Origin of the sequence: Geobacter sp. 60473 (assembly GCF_036323535.1) — a bacterium.
GTDB classification, from domain to species: domain Bacteria; phylum Desulfobacterota; class Desulfuromonadia; order Geobacterales; family Geobacteraceae; genus Geobacter; species Geobacter sulfurreducens.
The window spans coordinates 2,423,881-2,442,552 of sequence record NZ_AP028967.1 but is presented as its reverse complement, the minus strand read 5'-3'; the positions used below and the strand labels follow the sequence as shown (position 1 = coordinate 2,442,552).

22 protein-coding genes are annotated in these 18,672 nt (G+C 64.7%); 10 read left to right on the top strand and 12 right to left on the bottom strand.

Annotated elements, in window-relative coordinates:
- Positions 1 to 10: 10 nt before the first annotated feature.
- Together AABA48_RS11060 and AABA48_RS11055 are read right to left on the bottom strand one after the other, a co-directional pair.
- The gene (locus tag AABA48_RS11060) at positions 11 to 820 is read right to left on the bottom strand and encodes an amidase (protein ID WP_286350512.1); all 810 of its coding nucleotides are present in this window, start codon (positions 818 to 820) and stop codon (positions 11 to 13) included.
- Positions 821 to 832: 12 nt separating this feature from the next.
- Positions 833 to 1,666: a caspase family protein gene (locus tag AABA48_RS11055; RefSeq protein WP_338270274.1), complete on the bottom strand. Its 834-nt coding sequence runs from the start codon at positions 1,664 to 1,666 to the stop codon at positions 833 to 835.
- A 465-nt stretch (positions 1,667 to 2,131) separates the two neighbouring features.
- On the opposite strand from AABA48_RS11055, the gene AABA48_RS11050 reads away from it, so the two are divergent.
- Both AABA48_RS11050 and AABA48_RS11045 read left to right on the top strand, forming a co-directional pair.
- On the top strand, positions 2,132 to 2,401 hold the full coding sequence (locus tag AABA48_RS11050) for a hypothetical protein (protein ID WP_010941378.1): 270 nt from the start codon (positions 2,132 to 2,134) through the stop codon (positions 2,399 to 2,401).
- Between the two features lie 74 nt (positions 2,402 to 2,475).
- Positions 2,476 to 4,239 carry a PAS domain-containing hybrid sensor histidine kinase/response regulator gene (locus AABA48_RS11045; protein WP_338270271.1) on the top strand — a complete coding sequence of 588 codons (1,764 nt, stop codon included), beginning with the start codon at positions 2,476 to 2,478 and terminating at the stop codon, positions 4,237 to 4,239.
- Between the two features lie 15 nt (positions 4,240 to 4,254).
- On the opposite strand, the gene AABA48_RS11040 is transcribed toward AABA48_RS11045, so the two are convergent.
- Both AABA48_RS11040 and AABA48_RS11035 read right to left on the bottom strand, forming a co-directional pair.
- Positions 4,255 to 5,367 (bottom strand): alpha/beta hydrolase, encoded by a 1,113-nt coding sequence (locus AABA48_RS11040; protein ID WP_338270269.1) that lies wholly within the window; start codon positions 5,365 to 5,367, stop codon positions 4,255 to 4,257.
- A gap of 11 nt (positions 5,368 to 5,378) precedes the next feature.
- Positions 5,379 to 5,861 (bottom strand): class II SORL domain-containing protein, encoded by a 483-nt coding sequence (locus AABA48_RS11035; protein ID WP_010941381.1) that lies wholly within the window; start codon positions 5,859 to 5,861, stop codon positions 5,379 to 5,381.
- Positions 5,862 to 5,917: 56 nt separating this feature from the next.
- On the opposite strand from AABA48_RS11035, the gene AABA48_RS11030 reads away from it, so the two are divergent.
- Genes AABA48_RS11030 through AABA48_RS11020 form a run of 3 tightly spaced genes read left to right on the top strand, consistent with a single transcriptional unit; the run spans position 5,918 to position 7,499 of the window.
- Positions 5,918 to 6,583, top strand: coding sequence for an RNA polymerase sigma factor (locus tag AABA48_RS11030; protein WP_338270267.1), 666 nt, complete (start codon positions 5,918 to 5,920; stop codon positions 6,581 to 6,583).
- Entirely contained in the window at positions 6,580 to 6,945 is a 366-nt protein-coding gene (locus AABA48_RS11025) for a DUF3619 family protein (RefSeq protein WP_338270265.1), read from the top strand. Before AABA48_RS11030 ends, AABA48_RS11025 begins: the two co-directional genes overlap by 4 nt.
- Before the next feature lie 35 nt (positions 6,946 to 6,980).
- The gene (locus AABA48_RS11020) at positions 6,981 to 7,499 is read left to right on the top strand and encodes a DUF3106 domain-containing protein (protein WP_324311819.1); all 519 of its coding nucleotides are present in this window, start codon (positions 6,981 to 6,983) and stop codon (positions 7,497 to 7,499) included.
- Positions 7,500 to 7,816: 317 nt separating this feature from the next.
- Here the strand turns inward: AABA48_RS11020 and AABA48_RS11015 are convergent, their stop codons facing one another.
- Positions 7,817 to 8,512 carry a YkgJ family cysteine cluster protein gene (locus AABA48_RS11015; protein WP_338270264.1) on the bottom strand — a complete coding sequence of 232 codons (696 nt, stop codon included), beginning with the start codon at positions 8,510 to 8,512 and terminating at the stop codon, positions 7,817 to 7,819.
- A 246-nt stretch (positions 8,513 to 8,758) separates the two neighbouring features.
- Between AABA48_RS11015 and AABA48_RS11010 the strand changes: the two genes are divergently transcribed.
- Complete coding sequence (locus AABA48_RS11010) at positions 8,759 to 8,992, top strand: hypothetical protein (RefSeq protein ID WP_324311815.1); 234 nt, start codon at positions 8,759 to 8,761, stop codon at positions 8,990 to 8,992.
- Between the two features lie 57 nt (positions 8,993 to 9,049).
- Positions 9,050 to 9,655: a chemotaxis protein CheD gene (locus tag AABA48_RS11005; RefSeq protein ID WP_286350503.1), complete on the top strand. Its 606-nt coding sequence runs from the start codon at positions 9,050 to 9,052 to the stop codon at positions 9,653 to 9,655.
- A gap of 9 nt (positions 9,656 to 9,664) precedes the next feature.
- On the opposite strand, the gene AABA48_RS11000 is transcribed toward AABA48_RS11005, so the two are convergent.
- Complete coding sequence (locus tag AABA48_RS11000) at positions 9,665 to 10,096, bottom strand: hypothetical protein (protein WP_286350502.1); 432 nt, start codon at positions 10,094 to 10,096, stop codon at positions 9,665 to 9,667.
- A gap of 224 nt (positions 10,097 to 10,320) precedes the next feature.
- Between AABA48_RS11000 and pap the strand changes: the two genes are divergently transcribed.
- On the top strand, positions 10,321 to 11,799 hold the full coding sequence (pap, locus tag AABA48_RS10995) for a polyphosphate:AMP phosphotransferase (protein WP_286350501.1): 1,479 nt from the start codon (positions 10,321 to 10,323) through the stop codon (positions 11,797 to 11,799).
- A 15-nt stretch (positions 11,800 to 11,814) separates the two neighbouring features.
- Here pap and AABA48_RS10990 read toward each other — a convergent pair whose 3' ends face one another.
- Positions 11,815 to 12,489: a 4Fe-4S binding protein gene (locus AABA48_RS10990; RefSeq protein ID WP_338270261.1), complete on the bottom strand. Its 675-nt coding sequence runs from the start codon at positions 12,487 to 12,489 to the stop codon at positions 11,815 to 11,817.
- Positions 12,490 to 12,656: 167 nt separating this feature from the next.
- Between AABA48_RS10990 and lpxC the strand changes: the two genes are divergently transcribed.
- A complete protein-coding gene (gene lpxC, locus AABA48_RS10985; protein WP_286350499.1) occupies positions 12,657 to 13,484 on the top strand; it encodes a UDP-3-O-acyl-N-acetylglucosamine deacetylase in 828 nt (275 codons plus the stop codon).
- Between the two features lie 80 nt (positions 13,485 to 13,564).
- Here lpxC and rnk read toward each other — a convergent pair whose 3' ends face one another.
- Positions 13,565 to 13,993 carry a nucleoside diphosphate kinase regulator gene (rnk, locus tag AABA48_RS10980; protein ID WP_286350498.1) on the bottom strand — a complete coding sequence of 143 codons (429 nt, stop codon included), beginning with the start codon at positions 13,991 to 13,993 and terminating at the stop codon, positions 13,565 to 13,567.
- A gap of 197 nt (positions 13,994 to 14,190) precedes the next feature.
- On the opposite strand from rnk, the gene AABA48_RS10975 reads away from it, so the two are divergent.
- Positions 14,191 to 15,228, top strand: a complete 1,038-nt coding sequence (locus tag AABA48_RS10975) for a rod shape-determining protein (RefSeq protein ID WP_338270260.1) — start codon at positions 14,191 to 14,193, stop codon at positions 15,226 to 15,228.
- Between the two features lie 8 nt (positions 15,229 to 15,236).
- Here the strand turns inward: AABA48_RS10975 and AABA48_RS10970 are convergent, their stop codons facing one another.
- The 4 genes from AABA48_RS10970 to AABA48_RS10955 form a co-directional block, all read right to left on the bottom strand.
- Positions 15,237 to 17,243, bottom strand: a complete 2,007-nt coding sequence (locus AABA48_RS10970) for a proton-conducting transporter transmembrane domain-containing protein (RefSeq protein ID WP_338270259.1) — start codon at positions 17,241 to 17,243, stop codon at positions 15,237 to 15,239.
- Positions 17,244 to 17,247: 4 nt separating this feature from the next.
- Positions 17,248 to 17,925 (bottom strand): PTS sugar transporter subunit IIA, encoded by a 678-nt coding sequence (locus AABA48_RS10965; protein WP_338270258.1) that lies wholly within the window; start codon positions 17,923 to 17,925, stop codon positions 17,248 to 17,250.
- A gap of 100 nt (positions 17,926 to 18,025) precedes the next feature.
- The gene (locus AABA48_RS10960) at positions 18,026 to 18,364 is read right to left on the bottom strand and encodes a type II toxin-antitoxin system PemK/MazF family toxin (RefSeq protein WP_338270257.1); all 339 of its coding nucleotides are present in this window, start codon (positions 18,362 to 18,364) and stop codon (positions 18,026 to 18,028) included.
- Positions 18,357 to 18,593, bottom strand: a complete 237-nt coding sequence (locus AABA48_RS10955; protein WP_338270256.1) for an antitoxin — start codon at positions 18,591 to 18,593, stop codon at positions 18,357 to 18,359. Before AABA48_RS10955 ends, AABA48_RS10960 begins: the two co-directional genes overlap by 8 nt.
- Between the last annotated feature and the right edge of the window lie 79 nt (positions 18,594 to 18,672).

The window sequence follows — 18,672 nt, the reverse complement described above, 5'->3', positions numbered from 1 at the left end:
ATCCGGCGCGTCAGGCGTACCGCAGGTACCGCTCTGCCACCCACTGCTGCTCGGCGGGGTGGATACGGACCCAGCCGTCAGCCGTTTCGAATACGTTGACCCGTACCCCCCGCTTGAGCCCCTTGACCACGGGGAACTCCGTCCCCCTGCCTGCCCGGACGTTGAGGCTCGAGGCCACAACCTCGCCGCTCTTGAGCGGAACAGGCGCACTGGGCGCGGTCCCCCCCGTGAGCTGGGCCAGGGTCTGGGCCACCAGGGGGATGAACGTTGCCGCAGCCGCATCCATGGAGTTGCCGCCGAAGAAGGTGGTGCCCGGGCAGGTCTTTGTGGTGCCGGATCCGCCCGTGCGCTTGCCGGAGTTCAGGTCATACCAGTGGTGATACACGATGGAGTCGGTGTCGGGCTTCAAGTTGAACTCCCGGCAGAGCAGGGCGTTGATCTTTACGATGGCGTCCCGGTGGGCCGGGGTCATGGTGTCGCCGCCCGCATCGAAGTTGCCCAGGTTCTCCAGGCAGATACCCTCCTGGTTGGCCCCTTTGATGCCGCAGGGGACCTTGTCGATGGAGCGGCAGACCGCCACCGTGCCGTCGGGGAACGAGGTCAGGTTCTGGGCAATCTCCGAGAACCCCCGTTCGGCCATGTGGAAATGCTCCATCCCCTCCAGCAGGCCGAAGTGGTTGCTCCCCGTGAACTGGGCGTAGCCGGGGAGGTAGGTGTGATGGTTCTGGACGAGCTTGACTGAGCGGCTGAACCGGTTCTCCAGCAGCCATCGGTCGAACTCGTCCATGGTAAAGAGGAGGAATTTCCCCTTTTTCTTCATCTGGCATCCTCCTCAGACGGTGAACGGTCTCTGTTTCAGGAATGCCGGGTCGGGCGTCCCCGCGGTGAAGAAGTTGGGGGTCTGGTCCGGCGGCATCCGCCTGACGATGGCCTTGTGGAAGGAGCGGTAGCTCCCTTTGTAGAGGCCGTTCTTCCATACCCGGAGCAACTGTCCCGTGAACGCACCGTTGAACGCCCCGTCCTGGGAGAGCTGGTTGTCCTGGCAGCCGGAGATGAGCAGGATGGACGCCTTCACGTCGGCCAGGTCCACTTTTTCCGTTTTTTCCTGGATCGTGTCGTAAAACTCCCTGTTGGCCCGATAGGTCCGCATGGCCACGCTCTGGGGCATGGCCCGGTACCGGATTTCTCCCTCGTCCGGACTGGCGGAGCGGGCCGCGGTGGTACCGTTGTAGTAGGCCATCTTCACCACGGTGCCGCTGTGGCAGCTGTCGGAGAAGACCACCACCCGGACCCCGGCGGCGAATTTCCCGAGCAGGGCGTAGAGTTCGTCGTCGATCAGTTCGCCGTCGAAAAGGCACCAGGTCTCGTCAACGCCGTCCGGCTCGTCGTTGGACGTGTCCGGTACCTGCCCCCCGTGGCCCGAGTAGCTGAGCATGAAGATGTCGCCCTTGCCGAGGGCCTTGGCGGCCTTGCCGATGGCATCGATGACCTTGGCCCGGGTGGCCGCCTTGGTCATGAGCGTGGTGACGGCAAAGCCCCTCTCCGCTGCGATGGCCGCCATGTCCTCGGCGTCGGCTTCGCAGGCGTTGAGTTTGCCGGCCCAGCCGCCGTAATGTTTCGGGTCGACGGCGTTAAGCCCGAGTGAGAGTGCTATTCCCTTTGGCATGATTTCATTCTCCTTTTTGACCGGCTGATAGTGTGGGTGCGGAGCATTGGCAGGGGGGCGCGGTGATGCCGGAACGGATGCCGGGGAGGGGAGAATAGAGGGTGTGCCGGAGGCGGTGACATGGAGCCCTCCCTGGCTCGCGTGGCGCGTCCCTGCGCAGCGCTGTTCTTCGTGAGGTTGTCGCCGATTGGCGGTACCGCCTGCCGCGCCCCTTCGCCTGTGAACGCGGAACGGTTGATTGGTGTCGCTTAACTATGCGTAAGTATATCCCGTCAGTTGCCGGATGCAAGGGGTGAGCAAAAAAAACGCTTTGTGTAACGGCATGGAATGATTCGATTTTACTCCCGGAGTCGCCGACGCGGCTCGTGCCGGCGGGAAGCGCATAACCGGCCGGATGAGACGCCCTCCGTTTCTGGTATAATGACTACATCGCCGGGACGGTACACCCGCGAAAGGAGCCTGTTGATGATGAAGCCGGTCTACCTCTTTTTTCTCCTGGTGTTCGTCGTTCCCGGGGTGACGGGGGGGATTCTGGCCGCGAACCGGGCACGCAACGTCTTTGTCTGGAGCCTGCTGAGCGCCGTCTTCCCCATCTTCCTGCTGGTCATTTATTTCCATAAACCGCTGCGGGAGGTGGAGGGTAAGTTCCGGCGCTGTGGCGGCTGCGGTGAGTTCATCCCCTGGCGCGAGACGGCCTGCAGATACTGCGGCCGGGAGCAGCCGACACACCCCTGATCCATCCAGTGCACTGAAGCGCGCGGCTGCTTCCACTGACGGCCTCCGGCCAACGCGCACCGAGGAGAATCCTCATGACCCAGTCCGGCCCAGAAGACGTCTCCGGCAATAGCCGGGTCGAGGCAGCGGAAATGCCGGAAACAGATATCGAAAAGCAGCAGTCCGCGCCTGAAGCTCCGAGTCAGGAGTTGCGGGATGTCCGGGCGCAACTGGAGCTTTCCCTCGAGCGTTACGCCAACCTCTTCCACTTCGCCCCCATCGGCTATGCCACCATCGACGCCGGCGGGGTGATCGCCGACGCCAACCGGACCCTGGCGGGGATGATCGGGGTCGATTGCCGGGAGATGAGGGGGCTCATTTTCAGCGACTTTGTGCACAAGGATGACGTCCCGTCCTTCGTGTCCCATCTGGCCCGCTGTACCGGACAGCGGGAGGGGGTCACCGGCGAGCTCCGCCTCAGTGGCAGGAACGGCAAATCCGTGGACGTTCAGTTGTCGAGCATGCCTCTTGCGACACCCGACGGTCGGGTCTCGTGCCGCACGGCAATCACCGACATCACCATGATCAAGCGCAAGGAGCGGGAGCTGAACGAGAGCCGCGAGGAACTGTGCCGTGCCAAGGAGGCGGCCGAGGATGCCAGCCGTGCCAAGAGTGAGTTCCTGGCCAACATGAGCCACGAGATCCGCACCCCCATCAACGGTGTGCTCGGCATGCTCCAGCTGGTTCTCGACGCGGAGCTGGGGGACGAGCAGCGTCTCTGTCTGGAAATGGCCAAGCGCTCCGCCGACGCCCTCCTGCGCCTGGTGAACGACATCCTCGACTTCTCGCGCATAGAGGCGCGGAAGATGGCCTTCGAAAGCCGTCCCTTCGACCTGACGGCATGCGTGAACAGCGCCGTGGAAATTCTGGCCTTCGAGGCTCGGCGGAAGGGACTTGCCGTCACGGTCCGCATGGTGCCCGACGTCCCCGCGGCAGTCGTGGGGGATGAGGCCCGGTTGAGACAGGTGCTGGTGAACCTGATCGGGAACGCCGTCAAGTTCACCGACAGAGGGCAGGTGGAGGTAACGGCGGCTCCGGCAGAGAGCCAGCCCGATCCCCTCCGCACTGGGATCCGGATATCGGTGCGCGACACCGGCATCGGCATTGCGCCGCAGGAACGCGAACGCCTCTTCAGGGTCTTCAGCCAGGTAGACGGGACCACCAACCGCCGGTTCGGCGGCACGGGCCTCGGCCTGGCGCTGACCCGCGACATCGTGGAAGCCATGGGAGGCGCCATCGCCGTCGAGAGCCAGCCGGGCAGGGGGAGCACTTTTGCCGTCACCATCCCGTTCCTGCGGGCGGTGACCGCGTCCTCGCCCTTTCTCCCCACCGATACGCTTCGCATAGCCGAGGCTTCGGCCGGAGGGGTCACCGGTGCGCCGGTCCCTTCCATAATTTCTATTCAATCTGAGGAGGCACGGAAAGTGAAGATTCTTCTTGCCGAGGACGACCCCATTACCCGGAAGTTCATGGAGATCATGCTGGAGCGACGCAATTTCGAATTCGAGTCCGCGAGCGACGGTCATGAAGCGGTTGAAAAATGGGAGGCGGGTGAGTTCGACGTGGTGCTCATGGATGTGCAGATGCCCCGTCTCGACGGCTACGAGGCCACCGGCCTGATCCGCGAGAGGGAGCGCGACCTGGGGCGGCGCACCCCCATCATCGCCCTTACCGCCCATGCCATGCGCAAGGACGAGGACCGGTGCCTCGACGCCGGCATGGACGGCTATCTCTCAAAACCCATCGATTTTACGAAGCTCATGGAGTGCATCGGCGAAATCCTGGCCCGGCGGGGATAGGAGTAACGCCGTTCCTCAGGCCCGGTCGCGCTCCCGCAGGATGGCCGAGACCGCCCGCCAGAGCCGGAAGGCGTCCGTTAACTTCGGCTTCAGCTCCACGTGCATGAGCCCGTCCAGAACGAAAAGCTTCCGCCGGTCGCGGGGCACTGCCCGGGCCAGGGACTCGCTCTCGGCGGCGGGGATGATGTCGTCGTCCCGGCCGTGGATGATGATCAACCGGGCTGTGAGTCCGCGCAGATCATGTTGTGAGGGATCAAGGGCAGCCATGTCCCGGCGGACCGGCTCCGGCAGCTTCGCCATGAGCGCCGGGACCTGCCGCGGATCTGTGTTGGCGAAGAAATCGTAAAGGCTTTTCCCTTCGGGGCCGAGTCCCCGGGCCAGATCGTCGGTCCGGGCGGCGGGGTCGTCCATCCTGCGCCGCGCCAGTTTTTCGAGGGCCGCCCGGTCCCGGGCGTTTTCGATCCGGCTTGCGTTGGCCAGGACGAACACCCATTTGCCATAGTCGTTGGGCGTGCCCCGCCGCCACCGGTCCCCGTCCCGGTACCAGCCGGTGGTGAAAAAGGTCAGGACGTTCCGCAGATCATAGTATCCCCCCACCGTAACCAGAAACCGGACCCGCTGCCCGGCCCTCGGCTCCAGCGCCGCCAACAGCGCCGGGCCGCCGGCGTAGCTCAGGGCCGCCACCCCGCATTTCCCGCCGGGCGAAAGTCCGGCGCGCGAAGAAAGCCAGAGGATGGCATCGGCGGTTTCTCCGATGTCGCGACTTCCCGCCCGCAGGCTTCGAAAGCCCGCCAGGTCGGGGACGAGAACGGCGAAGCGCGCCCGGGCCAGGGTTTCGGCGAAGGCCTGCAGCCGCGGATCGTCCTTGCCTTCCTCGGCTGCTCCCGGCAGGAGGACGAGCCCCGCCCTGATCCGTTCGCCGGGCAAATAGAGATCGCCCCGGTAGTTCCGCCCCTCCACCACATAGGGAACCGTCAGCCGTCGGGGTGGAGGGGTCCGCTCCTTGAGGCCGGATGGGCCCCGGCCCGCCGACAGGTCGGACAGGACCAGAACCGCTTCCCAGCCGCGCGGCATCGAGCATCCCCAGAGGCAAAGGATGAGGGCCGACAGCGCCGCCATCCGCGCCATGGGGCCGCACCTCACCCGGTCACGGCAATGTCGATGCTTCCCTCCCAGTAACCATGAAGATTGCACCGTTCATTGACCACCAGGGTGATTTTTCCCTCCGGCGCCGCCTCCTTGGGAATGGTCACGGTGAAGGTCGCCTTGGGCGACAGGAACCCGCGCGGCTGCATATCCACCCGGCCTGCCGGCTCGTTGCCCACGTTGAGCTCGATGAACTGAATCCAGTGGGTCGGCCCCATGGGGTGGACCACCTCGCCCACCGCCACCTCCACCGTGAACGGTTCCCCTGCCTTGACCGCCTTGGGCGCGGTGATGACCGGAACGTGCTTCTGCTCCAGGGGACTCTTCTTGGCCGGATCCTTGGCGCGGTTGATGGTCTCGAAAAGAGATTGGTCCGCCTTGACCGGGTAGTATCTGCCGGCCGCGGCAGCCTCGCGGGCGATGCCTGCCGCCATGGCGCCAAGTGCGGCAGTCTTCAGAAAGGTTCTTCGATCCATGGCTCCTCCTGTGGTACCATAGCTCTGTTCCTGGGGAACGGAAGCGGGTGAGAGAAATGCGTGTTCTCAAGTGTAAAACCGGTGCCGTGAATGTCAACGCGACCAACGGAACCATTCTCTGTCAACCGGACAGCAGCCCGGACGTTATAAACTACAAATGTCGCGGGCAAGGAGAAGTGACGCTGGATACAACAGACGAATTGAACCGGTTCCTGGCCGGCGTGGAGCGCAGGGCGTTCCGCATGGCGCGGCTCGCCACGTCCGACGATGACGAGGCCCTGGACGTGGTCCAGGACGCCATGCTCGGCTTTGTCAGAAACTATGCGCGGAAACCCGAGGCGGAGTGGCCGCCGCTGTTCCACCGGACGCTCCAGAGCCGGATCGTGGACTGGCACCGGCGCTCGACCCTGCGGAACAGATTCCGGGCGTGGTTCGGCAGAAACGACGACGAAGACGGCGGCGATCCCCTGGACGGGATCCCGGACGTGAATTCGCCTGATCCGGCGCGGCAGCTCCTGGACCGGGACCTGGGGCAGGCAATCGAAGCGGCTCTGCGCAAGTTGCCCACGCGGCAGCGGCAGGCGTTTCTCCTGCGCAACTGGGAAGGGCTCGATACGGCGGAAACCGCCTTTGCCATGGGATGCTCCGAGGGGAGCGTCAAGACCCATCTTTCGCGGGCGGTGCATGCGCTTCGCGGCATGCTTGAGGAGTACGGACCATGAAACAGGACGAGCGTGACGAGCGGATGATTCAAACGGTCAGGCGCGAACTCGACCGGAGCACCGGCGACCTGGACGGCGCCATTGCAGGACGGCTGGCGGAGATCCGGGCCAAGGCCGTGGCGGAGGCGGGACGCCGTCACTTCCCGTTCCTCCCCCGCTGGGTGACGGTGGGCGGGGTCGCCACCCTGGCCGCTGCCGCGGTGGCCGGCATCATCTGGTTTTCCTCCCCGTCGGTCGAGCCGGTGCCCGTGGCAGTCCAGGACGACCCGGAGCAGATCGAGTTGATTGCAGCCAATGACCATATCCAACTGTACGAGGACATCGAATTCTATCATTGGCTGGCGGCCCAGGAGAATCAATGAGGTCGTATGCCCGGGGGCCGAATGTGGGGGAAGTGATGGGTAGCTGGCGTGTGGTTGTGGTCTGCATGATGCTGGGCATGGCGGTTTCGCCTGCCTGGGGCGATGGGGGCGGGGTGCCGTGGGAAAGGCTGTCCCCCGAGCAGCGTGAGGTTCTTCAGCATTTTGCCGAACGCTGGAACAGTTTTCCTCCCGAGCGCCAGGATCGCCTGCTGGACAGTGCCGAGCGCTGGCGGGCAATGGCGCCCGAGGCGCGCCGGAACGCCCTGGAGCGATACCGTCACTGGCATGATCTGCCTCAGGAGCAGCGCGATCTGATCCGGAAGCGGATCAAGGAGTTCCACAAGCTTGCCCCTGCCGATCAGGAGCGCATCAAGCGTTCGTACCAGCGCTTCCAGAATCTTTCTCCCCAGGAACGGGAGGTTATCAAGGGGAAATGGCGCTCGTTGTCGCCGGAGGAAAAGCGGCAGTTCAAGGAGCAGTGGCGCTCCATGACGGACGAGCAGCGACGGGAGTTTCTGCGGGACAGGTCAACCGATGATTCCGGCGAGCGATAAATTTTCCACGATTGCAGTTATGTCACAGGGCTGGAGGTTTATGTGAAGCAGATGGTTTTACGGATGGCGCTGACCGGGAAAGAACGCGCGCGGCTGCACCGTCTGCAGGACAATGCCGGCCGCGACATCTGTCGAAAATAACACAACCGGCGCGTGCAGTAGCGCCGCGGTTCCCTTCCTGCCGACCAGAGCCCCGGAGCATCCCTCCGGGGCTTGTCGTTTCTTCTCTCTTGTGTCCGTCTGGACAGACTCCTCCCCGGCCCCGTGAGATCCGAAAAGTACTCTGCCATGGCAAGCGTGATGTTGAGGGGGTAGCTTCAGGATTGCGGGAGGGTGATCAATCTGCCGGCCAGGAATTCGTCCGCGAGCCGCGGCTCGTTCAGGAAACGGGCAACCGTGCCCACCAACTCACGCCCCGCCGAGTCAATCCCTCGACGTTCAAGGACAGCGGCGAGGGAGCGGTAGGCCTGTTCCATGAGGTATTTCTGGAGCAGGTTGCACTCCAGCAGCACCTCCTCGTCAGAGGTGCGCGACTCCAGGGCGCGGCGACACTGGGCCGGGTCGGCGGAGGTTAGGGCACGGCACATGAGGGGCCTGACCGGGTGGATGGAGCACCAGCCCCGTTCGTCGAGGAAGGGGCACGTCACTCCGCCCCTGATCCGGTCGGCATCGTCGAGCCAGCGGATGGCGCTGGCCGCAGCGACGAGCCGCTCTGCCAGGCGGTCCACCTCCCCGGCGTCGAGGCGCTGCCGAAGCCAGGCTGTGATGGTCCATGCTTCAGGCACAAGAACAGACACGTTCACGGTGCAACAGGTCATGCACCCGGGGCCGCAGGCGATCCGGACGTCGTGGCCCCCGTTTTGCCGTGTCGAGAGGAGTTCTTCGACGCGGGCCACGATGCGGGTTGTGGCCGGGGCGATGCCGGCCGGGTCCGTGACCCCGTCGAACTGGTCGACTGCCAGGTCGGCCAGCTCTTCACCCATGCGCAGGATTGCCAGAACGTTGTCCACCATGGTCCGAAACCTTTTGTTCGATCGCGAAAGGGCCCCAGTCGTCAGACTCTAATTCTAAACGAGAACAAAAAGGTGTCAAAGGGTGGATATGGGGGCGGGCGGTGCCCATATATTCGGCACAGGTGCGGGGCGCGCGGACTGGGGGATGTGCGCAACCCGTTATTTGGCAAGGAGTTTCGACCGGTCTGCATGTTGGCACGGGACATGAAACCGCAGTGGCAGAGATATCAAACGGGAGGTCATGACATGAACGCGAACGACTTGGTGCCGATCCACGATGCGGCCCGCGAACTCGGCACCACCCACCTGCGCCTTCTGATGTTGGTGAAGCATGGCTCTCTGGCCGGTGAACTGTGCGACGGAGAGTGGTTCCTGCCCCGCCACGCGGTGGAGCAATTCCGCTCCACCGGCGGCGACAGCCGGGCAGACCTGGCCTGCCGGGCCACGTGCAAGTCCTCCTCCTGCGGTTGCAAGGGCTAGTTGCGGAAGCACATTTTGCAGGCATGCGGGATACACCGATTCTGCTATACTGTAACAATGCGCCATCAAATCCTCGAAGGCCGTCACATTGTCCGTATCGCGCCCGGCGAATACCAGGTCACCACAGGCGGGGGAGTTATTTCGACGCTCCTCGGTTCGTGCGTGGCCGCCTGCCTGTTCGACCCGGAAAAGGGCGTTGCGGGGATGAACCATTTTCTGCTCAGCAATCATCGCTACTCCCGCACCATGCCCTTCTGCTTCACCGAGGCGGGGCGCTACGGCATCCACTCCATGGAATTGCTCATCAACTCCCTCATGCGTCACGGTGCGCGACGGGAGAATCTCCGCGCCAAGGCCTTCGGCGGTGCCTCAATTCTGGTCAATCGCGCCGAGGTCGGCAACTTTTCCTGTGTCGGCAGCGTCAATGCCCGGTTCGTCCGGGAGTTTCTCGCCAATGAGGGGATCCCGCTCCTCTCCGCCGACCTGGAGGGGGATCGGGGACGCGTGATCTATTTCGATACAACGGACTTTTCCGTATTCGTCCGCAAGATCCGGCTCCAGCGGAGCCTCGTGGTGGCCAAGCGCGACCGGAACGTGTGGGAACACGGGGTCCGGGCCCTTGATCTGGAGCCGGACTCGGTCGACCTCTGGCTGCCGGGGTAGGTCGAGACCTCACCAGACCTGGAACGTGCCGTAAACCGGATTAGACAGGTTACCGCCGCGGTCGGTGAGGTAGATGGTGAAGGTATAGGTTCCCGGCGGATAGGTAAGGTAGTCGATCGAGAACGAAACCGTACCGCCGGTATAGCCCACATAGTCATCCAGATCGGCAACCGTCCGCGCCATGACCCGGCCGAAGCTGTCGCTCACGACGATGGTCATGGTCCCCGTGTCCGCGTCCGGGTCGGTGAAGTCGATGGACCCCGGCACGAAGTACCGGTCTGCATCCTTCCAGAAGCTGAGCCAGGTGATGGCAGGGGCGTAGTCGACCGGGTACACCACGGGGATTTCCGCCGAGATGCGGACCTCTCCCCCGCCACATCCCCCGAGCAGCAGTGCCAGACCGAGAAGCAGCGCTCCCGCCGTCCGTTTCATCCGTTCCATGGTTCCCTCCTGTTGCATCCCGAAATGTTCCGCATGTCTCCACTCTAGGGGGAATCGGGCCGCGAAACCATCGACATCGCAGGGCATGCGACCCGATGTCGGGTCGTTTTCGGGGCGCAACGGGGCCGTTGCCCGGGGAGCGGGCCCGGCGATGCTGCGGTTCCGGTCCCGTCCCTCCTGTGGTATCCTTTTCCCGGAAGATACTTGCCGCAGGAGGAACGATAATGTTCGAGTCGGCCGAACTGGACCATGCTATGGACAAGAAAACCTGGAAGGCCCGGGTTCCTCCTCTGCGGGAAGCCCTGCTCGATGCCCAGTACGATCTGCTCGAAGCCCGCAGCTTTCCGGTCGTGATCCTCATCAGCGGCGTGGACGGTGCCGGCAAGGGGGAAACGGTCAACATTCTCAACGAGTGGCTCGACCCGCGCCATGTGGAGACCAACGCACCGGGTGACGCCTCGGACGAGGAGCGGGAACGGCCTCCCATGTGGCGGTTCTGGCGCTCCCTTCCGCCGCGGGGGAAGATCGGTATCTTTTTCGGGTCTTGGTACAGCGGGGCGATTTCAGCCCACATGGAGGGCCGGAGCAAGCAGGCAAAGCTCGACCAGGCCCTGGAACGGATCAGGCGCTTCGAGCGGATGCTGGCGGACGAGGGGGCTCTGGTCCTCAAGTTCTGGCTCCATCTGTCCCGGGACCAGCAGGAGCGGCGTCTCACATCCTTGGAGAAAAACCCCCGCACCCGCTGGCGGGTAACCCCCCGGGACTGGAAGAACTTCAAGGTGTACGAACAGTTCCGCTCCGTCGCAACCCACGTCCTGCGGGCAACGAGCACTGCCGAGGCACCCTGGACCGTGGTGTCCGGCGGCGATCCCCGTTATCGTTCCCTGACGGTGGGGAGCGCGATCCTCTCTGCCCTGCGCGCCAGGCTCGACACCCCCGGAACCCCCCATCCACCCCGCACGACGCTCCCCGTGTCCCCCGCAACAGATGCGGTTATGCTGCTCCGGTCCCTGAATCTTTCCCGCACGATAACGAAGAAGCGCTACGAAGAAGAGCTGGAGGTCCTCCAGGGGCGGCTCAGCCTGCTGACCCGCGAGCCCAAGTTTCGCAAGCGGGCGGTGGTGGCGGTGTTCGAAGGGAGCGACGCTGCCGGCAAGGGGGGTGCCATCCGGCGGATCACCCAGGCCCTCGACGCCAAGATTTACCGGGTGGTGCCCATTGCCGCCCCAACGGAAGACGAACTGGCCCAGCCCTACCTGTGGCGCTTCTGGCGCACTATCCCGCGCCTGGGGCGCTTCGCGATCTTTGACCGTTCCTGGTACGGCCGGGTGCTCGTGGAGCGGGTGGAGGGGTTCTGTTCCCGTGAGGACTGGATGCGGGCCTACAGCGAGATCAATGATTTCGAGGAGCAACTGGTAGAGAGCAGGATCGTGGTGGCCAAGTTCTGGCTGGCCATCAGCCCGGAGGAACAGTTGCGGCGTTTCCGGGAGCGGGAGGATACCGGTTTCAAGCGGTTCAAGATAACGGAGGATGACTGGCGCAACCGGGAGAAATGGGGCGAGTACGAGGCGGCCGCCTGTGACATGATCGACCGCACGAGCACGGAGATCGCCCCCTGGACCCTTGTTGAGGCCGAGAACAAGCAGTATGCCCGGATCAAGGTGCTGCGGACGCTCTGCGAGCGGATCGAGGCGGTTTTATAGACTGACAGCCTTTTTTCAGGACGGCCAGCCGAGGGCCTCCTTGGGGCAGGCGTCCACGCAGGACGAGCACTTGAGGCAGTCCCGGTGGGGGAGAGTTCCTTCCTGGCGGTGGGTCGCGATGGTAAGCCCCATGGGACAGTGACGCTCACAGGAACCGCAGCCGACGCACGATTCCGCGATGGTCATCTGCCAGTTTCCGCCGCCGATGGCGTTCGCCATGGTCCCCACCGGGCAGACCAGGCACCAGGTGCGGGCCCGGAAGGCGAGGCCCAGGACGATGCCGATGCCGGTGGTCAGTGCGCAGGCCATCCAGAAAACGAAGCCCCAGTGGGTCGGGTCGGCGGGGTTGCGGGAGATCTGCCACCCCAGAAATCCCATGAGGAGCGCGAGAAAGGTCCAACGGAAGGTTGCGCCGCGCAGGAACGCGGGGACGTCGCGGGGGCCCCCCACCAGCCGGAACAGGGTATCGAAGAAGCTTCCCCGCGGGCAGAAATTGCCGCACACGTACCGCCCCCTGAAGAAGCTGCCGGCGATGGAGGCCGCCATGGCTGCGGGAACGACGAATCCCACGAGGGGGTAGCGCCAGCCGACGGCGATGGTGAGGATCATGATCAGGGCCAGCGCCCAGCGATGGGTGGCCGCAACAGGTTTCTGAAAGGGAAGGGAGATGGCGCCGTCCATGTGCTCCATGAGAGTGTCGTCCTCCGTGCCTGCGTGAAAGTAATTGCCATCATAGGGATGTCATAGCATTCTGTCAATAATATATATTTAAAATAATATATTTTAAGACTGCAGTAGCTTGGCGGGTCTTCTTTTTTCTTTTTCCGGCGCAGGATTTGTGATACGCACAAGGGACCATGAACAAACGACAAACAACCATCAACCGGATTTTCAAGCTGAGCGGCATCGGTCTCCATACCGGCCGGGAAGTGACCCTGGAGTTCATTCCCCGCCGGGAGTTCGGCATCGCCTTCGTCTACCAGGGACAACTCATCCCCGCCCGTTACGACATGGTGGCGGATACCAGGCTTTCGACCCAGATCGCAGCGGACGGGAAGTCGGTATCAACCATCGAGCACCTGATGGCGGCCTTCTACTACTCGGGGATCACCAACTGCCTCGTCTACATCGACGGCCCCGAGGTGCCGATCATGGACGGCTCGGCCTGGGAGTTCTACCACCAGATCTGGCGGGCCGGGGTCTACGAGTTTCCGGAGACGGGGGTTTACCTGAAGGTGCTCCGCCCCGTAGAGGTGAGCCACAATGATGCCTGGGTGCGGGTCAAGCCCCTTAACACCCTCGACATCACCATGACCATCGAGTTCCGTCCCCCGGTCGGGAAGCAGCGGAAGCGGCTCATGGACGTGGAGAACGCCGTCTCCATTATCAACTCCCGCACCTTTGTCCTCCACGAGGAGATCGAGGCGATCCGCAAGGCTGGCCTCGCCAAGGGAGGGTCCCTGGACAATGCCGTAGTCATCGGCGGCGACGAGATCCTGAACCCCAACGGCCTCCGCTACAAGAAGGAGTTGGTGAACCACAAGATCCTCGATCTCATCGGTGACCTCTTTACCTGCGGCTACCGCATGCTGGGCAAGGTGGAGGCAAACAAGACCGGCCACTACCTGAACAACCGGCTGCTGCGCGAGATCTTCGCCGATCCCGACAATTACGCCATCTACTGACGGCGCCGGTTTGCCCGGCCCGGAAAACGAAAAAGCCCGCCAAGAGCGGGCTTTTTCGTTTCGGAAACCAGGCGTGCCGGTTAGCGATGAAAATCCCCCGCCGCTTCCGGCTGGTAGAGAATCTTGGTGATCTTGATCTTTCTGGTGCCCCCCGGAACCTTCCAAGAGATGGTGTCCCCGGCCCGGTAGCCGAGCAGGGCAGTGCCGACAGGGGCCAGGATGGATATCCTGTTCTCTTCCAGCCGCGCGTCGGAGGGGAAGACGAGCTCATACACCATCTCCTCTCCCGTGGCCAAGTCTTTCAGGGCAACCCGCGAATTCATGGTGACCACGTCGGCAGGAATCTGCTGCGGCTCAACCACCTCGGCGCGCAGCAGCTCATCCTCCAGCTCCTGCAGGTGCCGGCTGTCCCGCGAACCCTCCGTGTCAATCTTGTCCAGCAGCTCTTCGAGCCGCGTCAGATCGAATTCGGTGATGTAGATCGATCGTTCTTCAGCTTTCTTTTTCATGACGTCGCTCCCGTTGAGGAGGGGCACGTTCGATCGCCCTCCGGATAAAGCTTCAATGATACACAACGTTGGCAAGTATTCAACGGTCGCGACTTAACCGCACGTAATGTTGTATAAAAAATCGTTTCGTGTACACTGGCTGCCAGTGACCCGCGGCTCGATTCGAGGAGCCCGGCGTTTCGACCGGGGAGGAGAGGATGGCATCGTTGCGAGAGGATATGTTCGGGCAGGGTTTCGGGGACTTTGCCGTGGATCTGGGGACGACCACCACCCGGGTCTACCGGAGGGGGGCGGGCATCGTGCTGTCCCAGCCGTCAATGGTGGCGTTCCGGCGCGACGAAGGCGGCCCGGCGCGACTGCTGGACGCGGGGAGCGGCGCCCGCCGGATGTTTGGCCGGACCCCGGCGGGTATCGACGTGGTAAGGCCCCTGCGCGAGGGGGTGGTCGTTGACCCGGCGGCCGGGGCGCAGATGCTGCGCTCGTTTTTCGACAGCATTCCCGGCTGCGCCCACAGATCCATGCGGATTATCATAGGGGTACCGGCGGGGGGCAGCGGCCGCGACCGGGACAACGCCCGCGCCGTGGCCCGCATGGCCGGTGCCGGCGAGGTGTACCTCATGGAAGAGCCCCTGGCCCTGGCCATCGGTGCCGGCGCCGATGCCGCAGACCTGTGGGGAACCCTCGTGGTGGACGTGGGGGGGGGGACCACCGAAGTGGCCCTGGTGGCCTCGGGAGGCATCCAGTGCCTCCGTTCCGTGCCCGTGGGTGGAGATGCCATGGATGCGGCCATTGTCGGCTACCTGGAGCGGGAGCGGGGAGTGCTCGTGGGGGAACGGACGGCCGAGGAACTCAAGATCCGTCTCGGCGCGGCCACGGACGACAGCTCAGCCGAACGGACCCGGGTGCGTGGGCGCGGCGTGGCGCGGGGGTTGCCGGTTGAGATTTCGGTAAGCAGTCGCGAGGTATGCGCTGCCCTGAGGGAGCCGGTGGCCGCCATCGCGGCGGCAGTGCGATCATGCCTCGACGGGATTTCGCCGGCCGTGTCCCTGGATCTCCTGGACCGGGGCATCCTGATGGGGGGGGGCGGGTCCCTGTTGCGCGGCCTGGACCGGGCACTGGAGCGGGAGGTGCTGCTGCCGGTTGCGCGGGTGAGCGATCCCTTTTCCTGCGTGGCCCGAGGCTCGGCCGCGGTGCTCGACTACCTGGGGGTGCTCCGGCGGGTCGAACAGGGGTAGCCGGGCGGTCACATGCCGAACAGCAGGAGCGTCACCAGGGTGATCAGGGTGTAGAGGATGTAGAGGTGCAACCGGCCGTGCTGGAGCCTCCGGACCGGGGCGAGCTTACCATTGGCCCACGTGATGAACGGGAGGTAAAGGTGCTCGAGCACCGTTTCGGGCACATGGGTGTGGAGCTCCGACGGCGCCGGCGCACAGGAGCGGATGCCGGGCCTGGTGCCGTGGGGGCGGAGGATGCCGCCGAAGAGCCGGACCAGCATCTCGGCGAAGGATGACGCGGTGTACTGCATCCGGGGGGTGGGGGCCAGATAGCCGCAGCCCCAGGTGGGCGAGGCTCCCCGGGGCGCGGCGGCCAGTCGCCGGGCATAGAGGAGGGCGAGAACGGCCACGGTCGCAAGGGTGCCGGCGGCAGCGGCCATCAGCCATCCCAGGGGCGCCAGATCGGCCAGGGCCGGGGCAGTGAGAGCCAGTTCCGGGCGCCAGGAACGCACCGCGGCGTCAAGCAGCGGCGCCACCGCCGCCGGTGCCAGGCCGACCACGACGCAGACCGCGGCCAGCACGGCCATGGGCGCGAGCATGGGGCGCCCCGCCTCGTGGGCGCGGGCCGCCTCTTCGCTCCGGGGGAGCCCCAGGAAGACCACGCCGAAGACCTTGACGAAGCAGGCAACCGCCAGTCCCCCTACCAGGGCCAGGGCCGGCCCGGCCAGTGATGTGACGGCCGCGGCCGCGCCGGTGCCGTGGACCGCCTCCCGGAAGATCCCCAGGTAGATGAGGAACTCGCTCACGAAGCCGTTCAGGGGCGGCAGCCCGCAGATGGCCACGGCCCCGGTCAGGAAGAGGAGGGCGGTCCGGGGCATGGCGCGGGCGATGCCCCCCATCCGGTCGATCTCCCGGGTGCCGACGGCATGGATCACCGCACCGGCGCCGAGGAAGAGGAGCGCCTTGAAGGTGGCGTGGTTCAACACGTGGAGCAGCGCCCCTGCCATGCCGAGGAGCGCCAGGGAGGGAACCCCCGTGGCCGCGCCTACCAGGGCCGTGCCGAGACCCATGGCGATGATGCCGATGTTCTCGATGCTGTGGTAGGCGAGGAGCCGCTTGAGGTCATGCTGGCCAAGGGCGAAGGCGACCCCGGCGATCCCCGATACCATTCCCGCCACCAGCAGCACGACTCCCCACCAGAGCGGAATCTGGGCAAAGAAGGAAACCGTCCGGACAATGCCGTAGATGCCGAGTTTCAGGATCACCCCTGACATGATGGCCGAGATGTGGCTCGGGGCGTTGGCGTGGGCCGACGGGAGCCAGACGTGGAGCGGCATGAGCCCGGCCTTCAGGCCGAAGCCCAGGAGCGCGGTCAGGAAGATGCCGGCGCCGATCCCGGCGCCGGTCGCCAGCGATGCCGGTGTCGGGAAGAGGTACGACCCCGTCGTCCCCTTGAGGAGCGAAAACAGGGCGAACAGGGCCAGGGTGCCGATGTGGGTGGTGATCAGGTAGAGGGTGCCGGCGTCCCGGACCTCGGCCTTCCCGTGGTCGGCGGTGAGGACGAACCAGGCGGAAACGGCCATGATCTCCCACGCCACGAGGAAGAGGACCCCGTTGCGCGCCGTGATCACCCCGATCAGGGCTGATACGAGGAGGCCGAAGAAGAAGGTCAGGCTGCGCACCGTGCGGGGATTGTCCCGGGCCGGCCAGTAGCCGGGGGCATAGACCGCGCAGCAGGCGGCCACCAGGAGGATCGGCAGGGCGAAAAAGGCGGAGAGGGGGTCCACGGCCATTTCGGCGGGGCCGAAGGGGAGTCCCCAGGAGAGGAGAAAGGTGTCGGTCCGGCCGGTGACGAGGGTGGCAACGGCGCCGCCCAGGCCGATCGTGGCGGCCAGGAGCATGAGCGCCGTGGCCATCTTCTGGCCGGCGGCGGGGGAAAGGCTTCTGACGAGCAGCGGCACCCCCGACAGGGCGGCAAGGGCCGAGGCGCAGAGCAGGAGCATGCCGGGCGAGACCATTCCCCCTCCATCAGTCATCGGCTCATCCTCCCAGGGATCGTTCGATTTCGGCCACGGCGGCCAGGATGCCCGCCGGGTCGCAGGGTCGTTTCAGGGCTTCCCGCAGCCGCGGGTCGCGCAGGGCATGGGCCAGCCTCGACAGCAGGTGAAGGTGGGCCTTCACGGTGGGGCTCGTGAGGGTGAAGAGGATCTGCACCGGCTTGCCGTCCAGGGCGCCGAAGTCCACGGGCGTAGCCAGATGGCAGAGGGTGATGCTCGATCCGGCAACCTGGAGCAGGATCGGGTTGCGCATGTGGGGGATGGCGATGCCGTCGCCGATGGCGGTGGTGCCCAGGGCTTCCCGGGCCAAGAGCACCTGGAGCACGAATTCGGGGTCCACCTGGGGGGGGAGGGGAAGGAGGTCCACCACGTTGCGCAGGACCGTCAGCTTGTCGTTTCCGGCCACGCTGCAGTGGATGCCCCCCGCCTGCAGGGCCGACGAGAGGGACGGGAAGATCCCCGGCTCGTCCCCTGCACCGGCATAGGCCTCGGGCAGGACCTTGATCCCCCGCTCCGTGGCCCACTCCAGCAGGTCGATCCGGTTGATCCGCGGCTCGCCGTCCACCGGCGTGGCCGGGAGCCCGTCCCGCCTGATCCAGCGCTTGACGGTCTTTTCATCGGTTGAAAGTAGCCGGGCCGCTTCCGCGGCGTTCAACAACATGGATTCACCTCGTGGGCGTTCAGTTCGCTAGTTCGGCGCCGGTCCTCCGGAGGGCGGGGCTCCCGCTCCGAACATCTCCACGCGTCACCGGCCCGTCCTCCTAGAGCTCCAACTGGAACCGGAGCGCCTTCTCCACCTGCTCCATGAGCGTCTTGCTCAGGAACCCCAGTCGTTCCCCCACTACCTTGGCCTTGTCGATGGTGATGATGATGTGGGAGCTGAGCTTGGCGTCGGCGGCCAGGCCGGTCTTGGTGGCCGGCAGAAACGTTTCGAACTCGTAAATCTTCTCCAGGTTCCGGAAGGAAAGGGGGATGATGGTGACCACCGGCGAGAATTCATTGCTGATGTTGTTGCTCACCACCACGCAGGGACAGGTTTCCGGCGTGCCGTCCCCCTCCTGGGCCAGGTTGACCGAATAGATCCCCCCCCGCTTAAACATCCCGCTCCTCCGTCACCGCCGCTTCGAGTCTTTTCAGGACCTCCACCGTCTCGTCCGCGGTTGAGCGGTATCCCTCGATGAGTCCCTTGTATGCCTCACGCTTCACGGCGGCCAGCTTCTCCTGGGCCGCCTCCTCCAGGAACTGGCTCAGTCCCCGGGGGCCATAGAGCGCCTTGATGTCGTCCACGATGTGGGTCGGCAGCGAGATGTTCAGTCGGGTGTTCGGCATCTTCGTCTCCTCAGAAGTCTATCGACTTCTATGCGTCATAAAATGTTATTGACGCATAAAAAATAGTACCATATAGTTT

Bases quoted from the DNA above. Each gene is read 5' to 3' on its own strand.
- AABA48_RS11055 (WP_338270274.1), bottom strand. From the start codon at position 1,666: ATGCCAAAGGGAATAGCACTCTCACTCGGGCTTAACGCCGTCGACCCG.
- AABA48_RS10955 (WP_338270256.1), bottom strand. From the start codon at position 18,593: ATGCCGAACACCCGACTGAACATCTCGCTGCCGACCCACATCGTGGAC.
- AABA48_RS10960 (WP_338270257.1), bottom strand. From the start codon at position 18,364: ATGTTTAAGCGGGGGGGGATCTATTCGGTCAACCTGGCCCAGGAGGGG.
- AABA48_RS11035 (WP_010941381.1), bottom strand. From the start codon at position 5,861: ATGGATCGAAGAACCTTTCTGAAGACTGCCGCACTTGGCGCCATGGCG.
- AABA48_RS11000 (WP_286350502.1), bottom strand. From the start codon at position 10,096: ATGGAACGGATGAAACGGACGGCGGGAGCGCTGCTTCTCGGTCTGGCA.
- rnk (WP_286350498.1), bottom strand. From the start codon at position 13,993: ATGAAAAAGAAAGCTGAAGAACGATCGATCTACATCACCGAATTCGAT.
- AABA48_RS10990 (WP_338270261.1), bottom strand. From the start codon at position 12,489: ATGGAGCACATGGACGGCGCCATCTCCCTTCCCTTTCAGAAACCTGTT.
- AABA48_RS10965 (WP_338270258.1), bottom strand. From the start codon at position 17,925: ATGTTGTTGAACGCCGCGGAAGCGGCCCGGCTACTTTCAACCGATGAA.
- AABA48_RS11060 (WP_286350512.1), bottom strand. From the start codon at position 820: ATGAAGAAAAAGGGGAAATTCCTCCTCTTTACCATGGACGAGTTCGAC.
- AABA48_RS11050 (WP_010941378.1), top strand. From the start codon at position 2,132: ATGATGAAGCCGGTCTACCTCTTTTTTCTCCTGGTGTTCGTCGTTCCC.
- AABA48_RS11010 (WP_324311815.1), top strand. From the start codon at position 8,759: ATGAACGCGAACGACTTGGTGCCGATCCACGATGCGGCCCGCGAACTC.
- AABA48_RS11040 (WP_338270269.1), bottom strand. From the start codon at position 5,367: ATGGCGCGGATGGCGGCGCTGTCGGCCCTCATCCTTTGCCTCTGGGGA.
- AABA48_RS11005 (WP_286350503.1), top strand. From the start codon at position 9,050: ATGCGCCATCAAATCCTCGAAGGCCGTCACATTGTCCGTATCGCGCCC.
- AABA48_RS11045 (WP_338270271.1), top strand. From the start codon at position 2,476: ATGACCCAGTCCGGCCCAGAAGACGTCTCCGGCAATAGCCGGGTCGAG.
- lpxC (WP_286350499.1), top strand. From the start codon at position 12,657: ATGAACAAACGACAAACAACCATCAACCGGATTTTCAAGCTGAGCGGC.
- pap (WP_286350501.1), top strand. From the start codon at position 10,321: ATGTTCGAGTCGGCCGAACTGGACCATGCTATGGACAAGAAAACCTGG.
- AABA48_RS10975 (WP_338270260.1), top strand. From the start codon at position 14,191: ATGGCATCGTTGCGAGAGGATATGTTCGGGCAGGGTTTCGGGGACTTT.
- AABA48_RS11030 (WP_338270267.1), top strand. From the start codon at position 5,918: ATGCGTGTTCTCAAGTGTAAAACCGGTGCCGTGAATGTCAACGCGACC.
- AABA48_RS11025 (WP_338270265.1), top strand. From the start codon at position 6,580: ATGAAACAGGACGAGCGTGACGAGCGGATGATTCAAACGGTCAGGCGC.
- AABA48_RS10970 (WP_338270259.1), bottom strand. From the start codon at position 17,243: ATGACTGATGGAGGGGGAATGGTCTCGCCCGGCATGCTCCTGCTCTGC.
- AABA48_RS11015 (WP_338270264.1), bottom strand. From the start codon at position 8,512: ATGGTGGACAACGTTCTGGCAATCCTGCGCATGGGTGAAGAGCTGGCC.
- AABA48_RS11020 (WP_324311819.1), top strand. From the start codon at position 6,981: ATGGGTAGCTGGCGTGTGGTTGTGGTCTGCATGATGCTGGGCATGGCG.